Origin of the sequence: Heyndrickxia coagulans DSM 1 = ATCC 7050 (genome assembly GCF_000290615.1) — a bacterium.
Taxonomy (GTDB): Bacteria; Bacillota; Bacilli; order Bacillales; family Bacillaceae_C; genus Weizmannia; species Weizmannia coagulans.
Window position 1 is genome coordinate 38,409 of the sequence record NZ_ALAS01000206.1, and the last position, 15,104, is coordinate 53,512.

17 protein-coding genes are annotated in these 15,104 nt (G+C 48.3%); 10 read left to right on the forward strand and 7 right to left on the reverse strand.

The window, feature by feature from the left end:
• Positions 1–15: 15 nt before the first annotated feature.
• Positions 16–1,413, reverse strand: a complete 1,398-nt coding sequence (locus IC21_RS11155) for an amino acid permease (RefSeq protein WP_029141609.1) — start codon at positions 1,411–1,413, stop codon at positions 16–18.
• Between the two features lie 822 nt (positions 1,414–2,235).
• Between IC21_RS11155 and IC21_RS11160 the strand changes: the two genes are divergently transcribed.
• From IC21_RS11160 to IC21_RS11175, 4 genes are all read left to right on the forward strand, one after another.
• On the forward strand, positions 2,236–2,928 hold the full coding sequence (locus IC21_RS11160) for a response regulator transcription factor (protein ID WP_029141610.1): 693 nt from the start codon (positions 2,236–2,238) through the stop codon (positions 2,926–2,928).
• Positions 2,925–3,929 carry a sensor histidine kinase gene (locus tag IC21_RS11165; protein WP_029141611.1) on the forward strand — a complete coding sequence of 335 codons (1,005 nt, stop codon included), beginning with the start codon at positions 2,925–2,927 and terminating at the stop codon, positions 3,927–3,929. Before IC21_RS11160 ends, IC21_RS11165 begins: the two co-directional genes overlap by 4 nt.
• A 96-nt stretch (positions 3,930–4,025) precedes the next feature.
• Positions 4,026–4,787 (forward strand): ABC transporter ATP-binding protein, encoded by a 762-nt coding sequence (locus tag IC21_RS11170; protein ID WP_026104738.1) that lies wholly within the window; start codon positions 4,026–4,028, stop codon positions 4,785–4,787.
• Positions 4,777–6,720, forward strand: coding sequence for an ABC transporter permease (locus IC21_RS11175; RefSeq protein WP_029141612.1), 1,944 nt, complete (start codon positions 4,777–4,779; stop codon positions 6,718–6,720). Before IC21_RS11170 ends, IC21_RS11175 begins: the two co-directional genes overlap by 11 nt.
• A 110-nt stretch (positions 6,721–6,830) precedes the next feature.
• On the opposite strand, the gene yxiS is transcribed toward IC21_RS11175, so the two are convergent.
• Positions 6,831–7,130: a protein YxiS gene (yxiS, locus tag IC21_RS11180; protein ID WP_013859277.1), complete on the reverse strand. Its 300-nt coding sequence runs from the start codon at positions 7,128–7,130 to the stop codon at positions 6,831–6,833.
• A 119-nt stretch (positions 7,131–7,249) separates the two neighbouring features.
• On the opposite strand from yxiS, the gene IC21_RS11185 reads away from it, so the two are divergent.
• A complete protein-coding gene (locus IC21_RS11185) occupies positions 7,250–7,540 on the forward strand; it encodes a DUF1292 domain-containing protein (protein ID WP_013859276.1) in 291 nt (96 codons plus the stop codon).
• A 154-nt stretch (positions 7,541–7,694) separates the two neighbouring features.
• Here the strand turns inward: IC21_RS11185 and IC21_RS11190 are convergent, their stop codons facing one another.
• Positions 7,695–8,642, reverse strand: a complete 948-nt coding sequence (locus IC21_RS11190) for an NAD(P)/FAD-dependent oxidoreductase (RefSeq protein WP_029141613.1) — start codon at positions 8,640–8,642, stop codon at positions 7,695–7,697.
• A 19-nt stretch (positions 8,643–8,661) separates the two neighbouring features.
• Entirely contained in the window at positions 8,662–9,309 is a 648-nt protein-coding gene (gene folE / locus IC21_RS11195; RefSeq protein ID WP_029141614.1) for a GTP cyclohydrolase I FolE, read from the reverse strand.
• A gap of 302 nt (positions 9,310–9,611) precedes the next feature.
• Between folE and IC21_RS11205 the strand changes: the two genes are divergently transcribed.
• A complete protein-coding gene (locus tag IC21_RS11205; protein ID WP_013859272.1) occupies positions 9,612–9,815 on the forward strand; it encodes a cold-shock protein in 204 nt (67 codons plus the stop codon).
• 157 nt (positions 9,816–9,972) lie between these two features.
• Here the strand turns inward: IC21_RS11205 and IC21_RS11210 are convergent, their stop codons facing one another.
• The gene (locus IC21_RS11210; RefSeq protein ID WP_029141615.1) at positions 9,973–10,224 is read right to left on the reverse strand and encodes a hypothetical protein; all 252 of its coding nucleotides are present in this window, start codon (positions 10,222–10,224) and stop codon (positions 9,973–9,975) included.
• A gap of 244 nt (positions 10,225–10,468) precedes the next feature.
• Here IC21_RS11210 and msrA point away from each other — a divergent pair, with 244 nt between their 5' ends.
• The 4 genes from msrA (at position 10,469) to IC21_RS11230 (ending at position 14,334) form a co-directional block, all read left to right on the forward strand.
• Positions 10,469–10,999: a peptide-methionine (S)-S-oxide reductase MsrA gene (gene msrA, locus IC21_RS11215; protein ID WP_013859269.1), complete on the forward strand. Its 531-nt coding sequence runs from the start codon at positions 10,469–10,471 to the stop codon at positions 10,997–10,999.
• A gap of 98 nt (positions 11,000–11,097) precedes the next feature.
• A complete protein-coding gene (locus IC21_RS11220; RefSeq protein WP_014098395.1) occupies positions 11,098–11,394 on the forward strand; it encodes a phasin family protein in 297 nt (98 codons plus the stop codon).
• A 65-nt stretch (positions 11,395–11,459) separates the two neighbouring features.
• The gene (locus IC21_RS11225; protein ID WP_029141616.1) at positions 11,460–13,130 is read left to right on the forward strand and encodes an ABC1 kinase family protein; all 1,671 of its coding nucleotides are present in this window, start codon (positions 11,460–11,462) and stop codon (positions 13,128–13,130) included.
• A 16-nt stretch (positions 13,131–13,146) separates the two neighbouring features.
• Positions 13,147–14,334, forward strand: a complete 1,188-nt coding sequence (locus IC21_RS11230) for a CynX/NimT family MFS transporter (protein ID WP_029141617.1) — start codon at positions 13,147–13,149, stop codon at positions 14,332–14,334.
• A gap of 34 nt (positions 14,335–14,368) precedes the next feature.
• Here the strand turns inward: IC21_RS11230 and IC21_RS11235 are convergent, their stop codons facing one another.
• Together IC21_RS11235 and IC21_RS11240 are read right to left on the reverse strand one after the other, a co-directional pair.
• Positions 14,369–14,662, reverse strand: a complete 294-nt coding sequence (locus IC21_RS11235; RefSeq protein WP_029141618.1) for a YxcD family protein — start codon at positions 14,660–14,662, stop codon at positions 14,369–14,371.
• Positions 14,650–15,099, reverse strand: coding sequence for a hypothetical protein (locus tag IC21_RS11240; protein ID WP_013859264.1), 450 nt, complete (start codon positions 15,097–15,099; stop codon positions 14,650–14,652). The genes IC21_RS11235 and IC21_RS11240 overlap by 13 nt, the downstream gene beginning before the upstream one ends.
• Between the last annotated feature and the right edge of the window lie 5 nt (positions 15,100–15,104).

Here is a 15,104-nt window from a genome sequence, read left to right on the forward strand (position 1 = left end):
TATTTTTTTTGCCCATTATTGGGGGTGATCCAGTATCTTTTTCCCTTTGGATGCTGCAGGCTCCGCCGAACGGCCAATGCCGAAAACAAAATAGCAAACCGTAACAAGACCAAGAAAGACAATACCCGCAACAAGTGACATCCTCGTTTCATCATTAAACCACATGCCGATCAGGACAGCGATTAAAAATGCAATGGTTACATAGTTGGAAACAGGTGCAAACGGCATTTTAAACGGATGGTTTTTCATTTCAGCCTTTTTCATCTTTCTGAACTGGATCTGGCTGATTAAAATGACAAACCACGGCACCATCCCCGGCAGGACGCTTGCGCTGTATACATAGACGAACAGATTTTTCGGTGCGATATAGCTTAGCACCACACCAATCACGAGGCCGGCAAGCACACCGATTGTACCTAAAAGCGGGACGCCGTTGCCCGACACTTTCGTGAAAATTTTCGGCGCCTGGCCGTTTACGCCGAGTGTATACAGCATCCGGCCGGCGCTGTAGATGCCGCTGTTGCAGCCGGATAAGGCGGCGGTGACGACAACAAAATTGATGATGCCGGCTGCGGCCGTAATGCCGATTTTTGCAAAAGTCGCCACAAACGGGCTGCCGATGGAATCCAGTTCATTCCACGGATAAAGCGTAACAATGACGAAAATGGCGCCAATATAGAAGATCAATATGCGCCAAATGATATTTTGGATCGCATTTTTCAATGTATGGCGGGGGTCTTTTGCTTCGCCCGCCGTAATCCCGATCAGCTCAACGCCCTGGTAGGCTGCCACTACCAAAGATAAGGCAAAGAAGAAACCTTTCAGCCCGCCGGTAAAGAAACCGCCATGCTCCCACAGATTGGAAAACCCGACGGCATGCCCCCCGTTGCCGATCCCGAATAAAATGATGGCAAGCCCGGCGATAATCATAAAAATAATCGTCACCACTTTAATCATTGCAAACCAGAACTCAAACTCCCCAAATGATTTTACAGATATGAGGTTAGCCGTTCCGAGTATCACCATGGCTACAAACCCCGGAATCCATGCCGGCAGGTGCGGAAACCAAAATTGCATGTAAGATCCAACCGCAATGATTTCCGACATGCCGACAATCACCCACTGGAACCAGTTGCTCCAGGCTGTGAGAAAACCTGCGAGCGGATGGATGTATTGATGGCCGAATGTGGCAAAGGAACCCGTGCTTGGCTCAACGTAGAGCATTTCCCCCATTGCACGCATAATAAAAAAGATAAAAATACCGGCAATCGCATACGCGAGCAACACGGACGGACCTGTCCATTTAATGGTTCTGGCAGACCCCATAAACAACCCGACACCGATTGTGCCGCCAATCGCGATCATTTGAATATGCCGCGCATGCAACCCTCTGTTTAACTCTCTTCCTTCCACGCCATTCACTCCCGCTGTTTTTTTCAAACATGCTTAAAAAATAGAAAAATAGCATTGTCACAAATTACTTTTTAATTGTAATATGTTTTTACCTAAAATACAATTGTTTATATACAAGGAACAAATATTTTATTATAATAGAATAATTTAAATATTCCTTTTTTCTTGTTTGAGAAAAAGACCGCCCCTGATGAAGAGGAGCAGTCTTTTTCCGCCAATTCAAACCGTGCATCCGGTCTGGCTACCGGTTATTTTTTTCTCTTACATCATCATTCGATTACACTTCTTTTAAACTTCATGTTCTCCCCTCAACAATACCGGCATTTAGCCCGCTGCAAACAGTACATAAATCCGCGAAAAAATATTACCTGCTTCTGCTTTCATCCTATTAAAAAGCAATATTATCTACCCATCTTCCTTGGAAAATAAACCAAAATTTTTATATTTGTAAATCCTCAAAATTTCATTTGATTTGATTTTAACAGCTGTACTGCATAGCGTCCATCAGCCAATTGACGCATCTCCCGCGTTTCTCCAACGAAAAACGTCCTTCCTACAGGTACCAATTTATTCTTTTCGGGTTCTCGATAAGCATTCTGATTGCACGCATCTGGGCTTATCATTCATATATTTTAGCGCTTTCGGGCATTGCGTTCCTTTTTCTGTGATTTGAATGAGCATTGGTTTGCTTTCCAAAAGAAGTGATAAGGAAAAAGCGCAGCAAAAGGAAGTATGCCGCGCTTTCTGGTTGATGGTTAATGTAGCCTGCTTTCACCTTTTCTTGTAAAATGGATGGTAGCAAAAATAGAAAGAGTGGTCCGGTTGATAAAAATTCTAATCATTGAAGACGATGTGACGCTGTTTCGTGAGGTGAAAGAAAGGCTTTCGCAGTGGTCATTTGAAGTTGCGGGGATCCGCGATTTCGGGCATGTGATGGAGGAATTTGCGGAATTCCGGCCTGATCTGGTGGTCATTGACATCCAGCTTCCGAAATTTGACGGGTTCCACTGGTGCCGGCAGATTCGCGCGCACTCCCATGTCCCGATCCTTTTCCTTTCTTCCCGCGACCATCCGACTGATATGGTGATGGCGATGCAGCTCGGTGCGGACGATTATGTGCAAAAGCCTTTTCATATCGACGTATTAATCGCCAAAATCCAGGCCATTTTGCGGCGGGTATATGCCTACACAAGCGAGCAGGCAGTTTTAAAAACATGGTGCGGGGCCACAATCGATTTGCAGAAAAACACGGTCGAAAACGAACATGGATGCATTGAACTGTCAAAAAACGAAATGTTTATTTTGAAAATTTTGGTGGACATGAAAAACCGGATTGTCAGCCGCACGCATCTGATCGAATGTTTATGGGACGATGAAAGGTTTGTGAGCGACAATACATTGACCGTGAACGTCAACCGCCTGCGGAAAAAGCTTTCCGCGATCGGGCTCGGCGACTGCATTGAAACAAAAGTGGGCCAGGGCTATATGGCCCTTGAAAAGGATGCCGGCCTATGATCCGGATGTTTCTTGCCGAACGTAAAAGCTGGGTGATTTTTTTTGCCGCCTGCCAGCTGTTGCTGCTTTTCATTGCATGGCTTGATCCGCAAATCGCGCTTTCATCTGTTCTTTATATTGTTTTTTTAGAAACGATTGCTTTTCTTCTTTTTCTTTTCTTTCGCGCCCGGAAAGAAGCAAAATTTTATCAGAGCCTTTTAGAATGGGGCGGGGATCTTGATACGCGCGACATCGCCCGCCCCGGAACCCCTTTTGAACAGATCGTGCATCAGGCCGTACAAGCGCAGGCGGAACATTTGCGGGCAGAAACCGACCGGAACGCGTCCACGGTGCAGGAAGAACAGGATGAATTAACAGCATGGGTACATGAGGTCAAAACGCCGATGACTGCCATGCAGCTTATCATTGACCGGCTTCAAGACGAAGAAGCAAAAGTGTCGCTCAATTATGAATGGCTGCGCATCCACCACCTGCTTGACAAACAGCTTCATGAAAAACGGATCGGCAATATGGAAAATGACGTTTATATGGAAAATGTTGACCTTAAACGCCTGATCTACCAGGAAATCAAAGCGATTCAGCCATGGTGCATCCAAAAAGGCATCGGTTTTGACATTTCGCCCGGGGTTCCGGCAATTGTGACAGATGCAAAATGGCTGTCGTTTATCCTCCGGCAACTGCTGGTGAATGCAGTCCAGTATAGTTGCGGGACAGACATCTCCATTTCCGGAAAAATGGCAGACGGCCGCTTCCATTTATCGGTGGCAGACAGGGGATGCGGCATTGACCCGAAAGATTTGCCGCGCATTTTTGAAAAGGGCTTTACGTCTTCTGACCGCAGCCAAAACAGGGGGGCAACCGGCCTCGGCCTGTACCTTGCCAAAAGGGCGGCGGAAAAATTAAATATTGTGCTTGCTGTCCAGTCAGTTCCCGGCGCCGGTTCCACCTTTACACTCATCTTCCCGGAAAGAAATGGCTTGCAGCAAATTACAGGCATGTGACAAAACTGTCATATGCTTTTCTGTATTGTTAGCCGAAACGAAGGAAGAAGCATGCCGGCTTTTCTATAATGAAATCATATCAGAAAGGGGGAACCAATCATGATCCTTGAAGCAAAAAATGTTTATAAAACGTACGGCAACAAGTGGAACAAACAAGAAGTTTTAAAAGGGATTGATTTAAATGTTGAAAAAGGAGAATTCACGAGCATTATGGGCCCGTCCGGATCAGGGAAAACGACATTGTTAAATGTCCTTTCCTCGATTGACCGGCCCAGCCGCGGTTCCATTGAAATCGAAGGCAAAGCGTTGACGAAAATGAAAGACAAGCAGCTGGCGGAGTTCCGGAAAAGGCATTTGGGCTTTATTTTCCAGGAATACCATTTGCTCGATACGTTAACGGTGAAGGAAAATATATTGCTGCCGCTGTCTGTGAAAAAAGTTTCAAAACGGGAGGCGGACGAAAAATTCCTTGCGGTTGCGGAAGAACTCGGGATCGCCGATATCCAGGACAAGTATCCGAATGAAATATCCGGCGGGCAGAAGCAGCGGACATCAGCAGCGCGGGCGTTTGTCCATGAACCGAGCCTTATTTTTGCCGACGAACCAACAGGCGCGCTCGATTCAAAATCGGCATCCGACCTTTTGAATAAATTAAGCCGCCTGAACGAAAAAAGAAAAGCAACCATCTTAATGGTCACCCATGATGCGGCCGCAGCCAGCTATTCGGGCAGGGTCATTTTCATCAAAGACGGGCAGATTTATTCCCAACTGCATAAAGGCACCGAATCAAGGCAGGATTTCTATCAGGCCATCCTGAAAACACAGGCTGTGCTAGGAGGTGTGCAGCATGACGATTAACGGTTTGATTTACCGCAATTTTAAAAAGAACCTTCCGCATTATGCACTGTATATTTTCGCGCTCGCCTTCAGTGCTGCATTATACTTTGCGTTTGTGACACTGCAATACACCCCTTCTCTCGACGAAGTAAAATCTTCCGTAAAAGGGCTGGCCGCGCTGAAGGTGGCGTCGGTTTTGCTGATCGTCATTGTGGCCGTTTTTCTCTTTTATGCCAACCATTTGTTTATCAAAAGGCGGAGCAAGGAAATCGGGCTTTTCCAGCTCGTCGGCATGACGAAAAAAGAAGTATTCCGGATTTTGGGCACGGAGAATTTTTTGCTCTACTACGGCTCACTCTTTGCCGGCATCTTTTTCGGGTTTGCGGCATCCAGGCTGCTGATGATGCTGCTGCTTCGGATTATTCAGGTTAAAACAAAGGTCTCTCTTTATTTTTCGATCCAGGCTTTCGAGCAGACGATCCTTGTTTTTTCCATCATTTTCGTCCTGATCCTGCTCATCAACAGCATCTTTATCAAACGGCAAACAATCCTTTCCCTCTTCCGCACCGTTTCATCCACGGAAGACCGGGCCGCACGGATGTCAAAAGCGGGGATGGTGCTCGGGATAACCGGATTTGTCTGCATCGGGGCAGGATACTATATTTCATCAAAATTATTCAATGGGGACTTTCGGACGGCGCGTGCCTTGTTTACCGCAATGGGAACCATTTTAGCCCTTGTCATTCTCGGGACCTACCTATTTTTTAAGACTTCTGTCCGCTTTGTCTTTTACCTTATCCGGAAAAAGAAAGGCGGGTATCTGAATATCCGGGATGTCATGTCCCTGTCCGCCATCATGTTTCGGATCCGTTCGAACGCAGTGCTGCTGACCATCATCACAACCGTGTCGGCACTTGCGATCGGCTTATTATCATTAAGCTACATTACCTTTTACTCTGCCGAAGATACAGCCCATAATGTAGCAGCTGCGGACTTTTCTTTTATCAAAACGAATGAGGCGAAACAATTTACAAAACGTTTAAATGAAAACCGCATCGCCTATGAAAAAGAAGAAATTGCAGTCGTACGGGTTACAGCTGATTTAAGCAGCCTGTTCGATAAAAAAACAAAAGATCTGAAGTTTGATACCGGCGCCGTGCCGATCGCAGTTGTCAGCGATGCGGCAGTGAAAAGATTTGATGTAAAACCCGGGCAGGCGGTCTTTTCCGGCTATCCCGATGCCCTGGCAAAATTTATGCCGATGAAATCGGAAGGGATGATTGACTTAACAGGCAAGCGGAAAACAGCCAGACTCCGCATCGTTGCGCTTCGCAAAGACCAGATTCTTTCCAATTATTTCTCTGGCAGCATGCCCGTTCTAGTGACGGATGATGCGTTCTTCCAAGATTTAAAAAAGGATACGGACCCGAAAATTCAATTGGATTCAAAGCGCTTTACCGGCATCAATCTGAAGAAGGAGGAAGATCTTGGCAAAGCAGACCGACTGTTCCAAAGTCTGCACTTCCCTTCAGATTCCTTTGCCTATTCCAGCCCTGAAATCTTCAAAGCACAAAAAGAAAACATGGGCGTTGCGATGTTTATTGTCGGATTTCTCGGGCTTACATTTCTGGTCACGTCCGGCTGCATTTTGTATTTCAAGCAGATGGAAGAAAGCGAGGAAGAAAAGCCGTCCTACACCATTTTGCGCAAGCTTGGCTTTACAACGCAGGATTTGACAAAGGGCATCCGGATCAAGCAGCTTTACAATTTCGGCATTCCGCTTTTGCTCGGCCTTTCGCACAGCTACTTTGCGGTAAAATCCGGTTGGTTCTTTTTCGGATCCTCGCTGTGGACGCCGATGCTGATCGTGATGGTTCTATATACATTGCTTTATTCGGTATTTGCCCTGCTTTCTGTGGAAGGATTTAAAAAGGCAATACGCAATTCCTTATAATGATCACCCCTTGGGTATCCAAGGGGTGATTTTTCCATTTCCGGGATTGGAAAAAGACAAGATCATGATGGGCCGTCTCCGTGCGGGCGGCATCTCATTTGTTTCCGGATTCATCGTTTTAACTTGGTAATTTCTTCCGACACCACAAAAGCCAAATCGTCATTGCCGAATAAGGATAATACATTCAACACGGTCCCGCTGCTGATTTCTTCTGCTTCTTCTTTCGGCACCGTCAGGGCAAGCGCTTCTTCCAGCAAGACGTTTTTTGCCTGTTGCGGGTACGCCCTGCTGTATAGTTCTTCCGGATCTAGCCCATTATTCACGCACCATTGGGCAAAAATGAGCGCCATCATTTTCTCATCCATTTTGTATTGTTGTATGATTTTTTCTTCCATGTCTTTTTTATCCATATATACACCCCTTTCCGAGATCCGGCTGCTATCATGATAGCGCACTTTTCTTTCTTTTGGCGTGTTTTTTCGGTTTTTGTATACAATACGCAACAGACGGAAATGAAGGAGGAGACCCGTTGGCAAATATTGAACAGGGTGAAGTGTTTACAATTACGGAAAACGGGCGTGAGCAGGAAGTGGAAATCATCGGTGTATTGTCGCTGGAAGGAACCGAATATGCCGCCGTTTCATTTGTTGAAGATTTAGAGGAACAGACAGGCCGGGACCTGGATGTGTTTTTCTTGAAAACAGACGAAGAAGGCGACCTGGACGCCCTCCATTCAGACGAAGAATACGAAAAAGTTTCTGCCGCTTTCAGCCGGGTGCTGGGCGGGGAAGATGCCCCACAACCTGGCGGCCGGGATTAAAAAACAGAAAGGGGCAGGGCAAAGTGTTTTGAGGCCATCGCCACTGAACAATTCGTAAAGCCGGCATTTGCTTGCCCCACCTTCCTGCTCCGGAACGCACGGCTGCCCGGCCTTAAGCCGGCGTGCGCGGGGCCGTAAAGCCGCGGCAGATCGTTTATTTTACCGTCCGGGCACGTTCCCCCGCCAAACGGGAGGCAATATGCTTTGCTGCAGCAGCCCCCTGCCCGGCCGCCCCTGCAATACTGGAATAAAGCGGGCCGAGGCAGTTGTCCCCGATTGCATACAGCCATTCGCACCTGGTTTTCCCGTAACCGTCCGATACGATGTACCCGTCTGCATCCGTCCCGGCAACATGCTGAACGAGGCCGCTGTTCGGTTCCATCCCGATCCGGACGAAGACCGCGGATACCGGCAAAAAACAAGATTCTCCGCTTAAACGGACCAGTTCCACAGCTTCGGTTTGGTCTTCCCCGATAATGGCTTTCACACGCCTATTCGGCAAAATCCGGATGTTCTGATAAGATTGGGCCCGGCTGAGATAAGCCTGCCTGGCCCTGAAACGTTCCGAGCGGTGAATGAGGTAGACGTGCGCCCCTGCTTCTGCAAGCAAACAAGCGCCCTCAAAAGCACGGTCGCCGCCGCCGACAACTGCAACAGATTTCCCTTTAAACAAATGGCTGTCCTTCGTAGCTGAATACATTTCCCCGCGGGCGAACATCTCTTTTTCCCCCGGCACGCCAAGTTTTCTCCGTACGGCACCGGCAGCGTAAATCAGGTAGCGAAAACCGATCCTGGTCTTAAGCCCGCCTGTTTCCGCCACCGCAACTTTTCCGGCGCCATCTATTTTTACGGCGCGCGTATTCACCCGGTACCGGCACTGCAACGACTCGGCATGCCGGACAAAAAGGTTGCGCATTTCCTCCCCGTTTTCCGCTTGCAGGCCGGGATAATCAATAATGCGATTATGGATCAGCCTGAGCTGCCCGCCAAGCATTTCTTTTTCCTCAATGAGCAGATGGTCCATGCCAAGCCGGCTGCACCAGATCGCTGCTGAAATGCCGGCAGGGCCGCCCCCGATGATCAATATGTCCACATCCAGCATAAACACCATCCTTCTTTTTCTATTTGAGCAAGGATAAAAATTCGGCGCGCAAATCCGCCCGCCCTTCAAAAATGCCGCGGTAGGACATCGTTGTCGTGGACGCATCCGCCTTTTTCACGCCCCGCCCGCACATGCACATATGCTTGGCCTCTAAAACCACCATCGTGCCCTGCGGTTCAAGCACCTCTTCCACCGCATCCGCAATTTGTTTTGTCAGCCGTTCCTGGACCTGAAAACGCCTGGCGTAGCCGTCGACCATGCGCGCAATTTTCGACAGGCCGGTGATTTTTTCGTTTGGCAAATAGGCGACATGCGCGACGCCGAAAAATGGCGCGAAGTGGTGCTCGCATATGGAATAAAATTCGATATCTTTTACGAGTACGAGCTCCTTATGGTCGTGGTCGACGTCAAATGTTTTTGCCAAATGCAATTTCGGGTCTTCCCGGTACCCCTCTGTATATTCCAAAAAGGCCTTCAGCACCCGGTAAGGTGTTTCTTGCAATCCGTCGCGGTCCGGATCATCGCCGCATAAATCAATCAGGCTGCGGACGGCTTCCATAAATTGGCCTGACTGCTCGAGTTTTTTGCTGATCACAGCAGGATGATCTATTTGATCTTTAAAAGTTTCTTCTATTAGTTGATGTTTCTTTTGTCCGGAAACAATCATGAATGGGTACAGCTCCTTTTGTAATGAAGTTTTCACTATCCGGCTATTTAAAAGTTTACAACGGCTGCCCGATTATATCAAATGTTGATGCCGCAAAGTGTACCAAGCTTTTTCCAAATGGACGCTTATGCCTGGGATGGATGCGGCAACAACGGGGATGAAAACCGGCCGGCGCATATTTTCAGGACAGATGGACCCAAAAAAAGCCGCAAATTTTTGCCTGCAAGTGAAAAAGGCGTTTAAAACCTGGGATTCTGGATATATTAAAAGCAAGAAAGGTTAAAAATTAGGAGGCATTCAACGTGGAACATGGTACAGTAAAATGGTTTAACAGTGAAAAAGGCTACGGTTTTATTGAACGGGAAGGCGGAGACGACGTGTTTGTCCATTTCTCGGCCATCCAGGGTGAAGGCTATAAAACGCTTGAAGAAGGCCAGAAAGTATCATTTGATGTGGAAGAAGGATCACGCGGCCCGCAGGCGGCAAATGTTCAAAAAGAAGACTAACGGTGCCCTTTGCGGCATCGTTTTTTTGCATAAAAAAGGACTCCTTTCCCTCCGCTTTTAAATGTCAAGCCTTGATCAATCCGGATTGTTCGGCGCCCGCTTTCCCCCCCCAAAAAAAAGAAACCCCGTGTCTACAGGGTTCATGCTGTGCGAACGATTATCCCGCTTTTCTATATGACGGATCGCTTTCCGGATATTCATTCGGCAATTCTTTCCCTGACGCGCAAAGCATCAGCAAGTACGCCATTCCGAGCCCGTAGGTAATCATTCCCCCTAGCAGAAAACCCCAAAACAAAATCAAAGACCAGTCCGTTGTGTTAGCGCTTACAATAAAGTGAATGGCAAGAAAAACCACACTCATCACCAGCTCAGCGGTTGCAAGCAGATAGTACCCCTTAAATTCCTTCATTTCACAACCCTCCCTTTTGTATATTATATTACTTCATGTTCACAAAATGTTCAAATTTTAAACGCATTTTTTAAAAAAATTGCATTTTAGTGGACAATACAAAAAAGATATGTTCTAAAACCCAAAACTGGGCAGATGCAACCGGAATTTTTTGATTTTTCCGCAGCAGGCCGGGCATTCTTTCTTGTCGTGGTGCGCAAGAAATGTTACGATTTAGAAAAAGAACCACCTTGGAGGAGAAGAAATGGCGGAACAATTTCAGAAAGCAACTTTTGCCGGCGGCTGTTTTTGGTGCATGGTCAAACCTTTCGACCAGTGGGACGGCATCGAAAAAGTCGTTTCCGGGTACACGGGGGGAACGGTCGAAAATCCTTCGTATGAACAGGTAAAGACCGGAACAACTGGCCATTACGAAGCCGTCCAAATTACATATGATCCCAAAGTTTTTCCGTACGAAAAACTGCTCGAAATCTTTTGGCAGCAAATCGATCCGACCGATGCCGGCGGCCAGTTCCAAGACCGCGGTTCTAACTACCGGGCGGCCATTTTTTACCATAATGAAGAACAAAAGCGGCTGGCGGAAGCTACAAAACAGCAGCTTGCAGAAAGCGGCAAATTCAAAAAGCCGATTGTAACTGAAATTTTGCCGGCGAAGCCCTTTTATCCTGCCGAAGACTACCACCAGGATTTTTATAAGAAAAACCCGAATGCCTATCACGAAGACCGGGCGAAGTCAGGCCGCGATACGTTTATTGCCTCTCATTGGGGAAAATAGCCCGTTAATTAGCCGTTTTTACACACCTTTCCGTTTGTGATTCCGGCCGGATTGGGCTATGATTACATTAAGATAGAGGAGAAAGGAAGGAATTGGAAATGCGCGATAAAGTGAACCAATTGTTATCACTCGGCCTCGGCATGGCGGTGCTCAGCAAAGAACAAGTAGAAAAGGCAGTCAACCGCCTCGTGGAAAAAGGGAACCTGACAAAAGCAGAATCCACACAATTGATTGATGAACTGCTGGAAAAAGGGGAACAATCCAAACAAGAACTGAATCAGGCCTTGAAAGACCGGGTCAACGAGATCCTTTCTGAAATGAATGTTGCGACAAAAGATGAAATCAAGGCGCTGGAACTTCGCATCCAGCAGCTTGAAGAACGGTTGAACCCGTAAATCGGTTGGCCCTTTTGCCTGGGGCCGGCTGTTTTTTTGCATAAAACAAAACCGGGGGTGGTTGCTTGCTTTCCAGAAAGATGAAGCACGGAAAAAGATACCAGGAAATTGCCGGCGCTCTAATTAAAAACGGCCTCGGTTATTTGATCAACGATTGGGGCCTTTCGGATTTCTTTCCTTTTCCCTCGAAAAAAGCGGCTCCCCGCATCCCCCATCGCAGCACCGGGGAAAGGATCCGGCTGTTTTTGGAGGAATTGGGCCCGACATTCATTAAACTCGGGCAGCTGGCCAGCTCCCGCCGCGACATTTTGCCGGAATCGATGATTGCTGACCTGGAAAAATTGCAGGATAATGCCACGCCGTTTCCGTATGAAGACGTAAAAAAGATTATCAGGGACGAACTCGGGGCGGGCGTTGAGGAGCTGTTTGCTGAATTTGATCCGGAACCGCTCGCAACTGCATCGATCGGGCAGGTGCATAAAGCCAAATTACATACGGAAGAGCCGGTTGCGATCAAAATCCAGCGCCCGAATATCCGCCCGGTCATTGAAACCGATCTGGAAATATTGGAAAGCCTTTCCCTCTCCCTTGAGTCCCGTTTTGAATGGGCAAGGGCTTACCAATTGCGGGACATTGTCGAAGAATTTTCCCAGGCGCTGTTGTCCGAGCTTGATTATTACCATGAAGGCCGGAATGCGGAACGGATCGCCAAACAATTTGAAGGCGATGAAAACATCCGGATTCCGAAAATTTACTGGGACTTTTCCACAAAAAGAGTCCTGACAATGGAGTACATAAAGGGCAGGAAAATCAGCGGGTTTTTCAGTGAAACCGTCCCCGGGTACCGAAAAAAAGTCATTTCTGAACGGCTGATCCATTCGATGCTCCAGCAGATTTTTGTGGAAGGATTTTTCCACGGCGACCCGCATCCGGGAAACATTGTCGTTTTGCCCGGCGATGTGATTTGCTATATGGATTTCGGCATGGTCGGCCGGCTTACGGAAGAAACCAAGTACCATTGCGCCTCGCTCGTCATTGCGCTGATGCGGGCGGATACGAATGCCATTATGAAGTCGGTTGATGCGCTTGCGGAAATTCCGGAAGAAACCGATCTTCATCTGCTGAAGGAAGATGTCGAAGTTCTCCGCGAAAAATATTATGATCTGCCGCTCAGCCAGTTAAGCTTGCGGGAAGCGATCAATGATTTGTACCATCTCGCGTTTAAATACCATATCCGCTTCCCTGCCGATCTGACGATACTCGGCAAATCGCTGATTACGGTGGAGGGCGTCGTGGAATCGCTTGACCCGGAATTCAGCCTGATCGCAGCTGCGCGCCCGTTCGGGGAAAGGCTGCTGCGGGATCGGTTGCGGCCGGGCAGGGTCGCGCGGAAAGGATGGAAAACGTTTTTGGACCAGGCGGAAATTTTGCTTGAGCTTCCGAAAAATTTGCGCGATATTTCCAAAACGATGCGAAAAGGCAAGTTCAGGATGGAGGTCGTGATACCAGATTTGCATTTATTTTTGGAAAAACTTGACAGGATCAGCAACCGGCTTTCCTTTGCGATCGTCCTGCTCGCCTTTAGTATCCTGATGGTCGGGCTGATGATCGGAACGTCCATCAGCGGCCAGTCGACAGTGATCTGGAAAAACCCGATCATTGAGATCGGATTCGGTGTTGCGACATTGATGCTTTTATGGCTGCTGTTGTCCATTTTTAAATCAGGAAAGTTTTAAAGGAGTTTAGAAAAAGATGGGTGATCAGAAAGAAAAAGTATTATCCGGGCTGCTTGTGGCAGGCGTTATATGTATTGCAGCCAACCTCAGGCCGGCAATCACTTCCGTCGGGCCGGTTATCGGCACGATCCGCCACAGCCTTCATATGTCAAATGCACAAGCGGGATTTATTACGACGCTCCCGCTTCTTGCCTTCGCACTGATTTCACCGCTTGCGCCCAAACTGGCAAGCCAGATTGGCCAGGAGTTGACATTGCTTCTTGGGATTGTCATTTTATTTATCGGCATTTTGGCCCGCACGGCCGGGAATGCCGCCATGCTTTATATCGGCACAGCTTTTGTCGGGACAGGCATTGCAATCGGGAATGTGCTGCTGCCCAGCCTCATTAAACACCGGGTGCCTGAAAAACTCGGGCTGATGACGAGTATTTATACAACCGTTATGGGCGGATTTGCTGCGCTCGCTTCCGGCGTCAGCGTCCCGATTGTGGACGGGTTGGGGCTCGGGTGGAAATGGGGGTTGCTCGTCTGGGGCATCCTCTCTGTACTGGCTGCTTTGGTATGGATTCCGCAATTGCGCAGGCACGCGAGGGTAAAGTTTTCTGCCCATCAGGAAACGCCCGGAAGATCCGTCTGGCTGTCCCCGCTCGCCTGGCAGGTGACGCTTTTTCTCGGCCTGCAGTCATTTCTGTTTTACAGCACCATCGCCTGGCTTGCGGAAATTATGGTCAGCCATGGGGCAAGCCTCGTAGCGGCCGGTTGGATGGTGTCAATCATGCAGTTCGTCAGCCTGCCCGCTACCTTTATGACGCCGATTTGGGCGGAGCGGATGAAAAACCAGATTCCCCTTGTTTTCGGAATCACGATTTTTTATTTGTGCGGGCTTACAGGCCTTCTGTACGGCGGGCATATGTTTTGGATGTGGATTTGCATCATTTTGATCGGCATCGCCCAGGGCGCCAGCATCAGCCTCGCGCTTGCGTTTATCGGCCTCCGTTCGAAAACGGCCACTGAAGCCGCCAATCTTTCCGGCATGAGCCAGTCAGCCGGTTACCTTGTGGCGGCGGCCGGCCCGTTTTTGATCGGCTGGCTGTACGACCGTGCGCACAATTGGCATATGCCGGTCGTCATCATGATGATCTGCGGCATCCTCATGCTTGCCGCAGGAACCGGCGCAGGGCGGAACAAATATGTATCAAGATAGAGTAAAACAGCCCGGCAAAATACCAGGCTGTTTCTTAATCCACGTATGCCACCATGCCATCTTGATCCTCAATTTCCAGGCGGATGCTGACGGCAAACGGGTCAATGCTATATGCTTCTTCTAAATATTTGCGGATGGCTTGAATCAGTTTCGGCTCAGTCAGCGGATCGAGATCTCTGCCGTTCAGTTCGACATCTGCGCCGTAGCCGGTATCATCATCGTATGTGAGCACCGCCATCACATTTTCCGGATAAGCATAATGCTGGTCTGCCACATACATGCAGACCGCGTTAATCAAATCCTGCTCCGACAGTTTTAATGTTTCCATCTGTCATAGGCCTCGCGATCTTTTTTCCTGTTGCCAAATATGGATTGGAACAATTTGATGACAATGAGAATCAGCGCAATAAAGATTAAAATATTGACCATTGCCGTCAAAGCCGTCCCCAAACCGCCCAGATGGCTGAACATTGAGCCGAACAGCATGCCGCCAAGTCCGCCGAGCAGCATCCCCTTGACAAAGCTGCCTCTCGATGAAGACGACGCCGAATTGGCTTTATTGCCGGAAATCGGATTTGTATTTTGGTTCGTTTTTGACTGGTAATGGGACTGTTGTTTTGACGACGGTGTTGTCGTCTTTGGCACCGACTGGTAAGACCGTTTAACGGAACGGTATCCTCTTGCGTCAACCGGGTTTGAAAAGTGAATCCCGACCACTGAAAAGGCAAACGTAAATGCCAGGAGCAACGCAAAAAATTTCTTCAACTTTA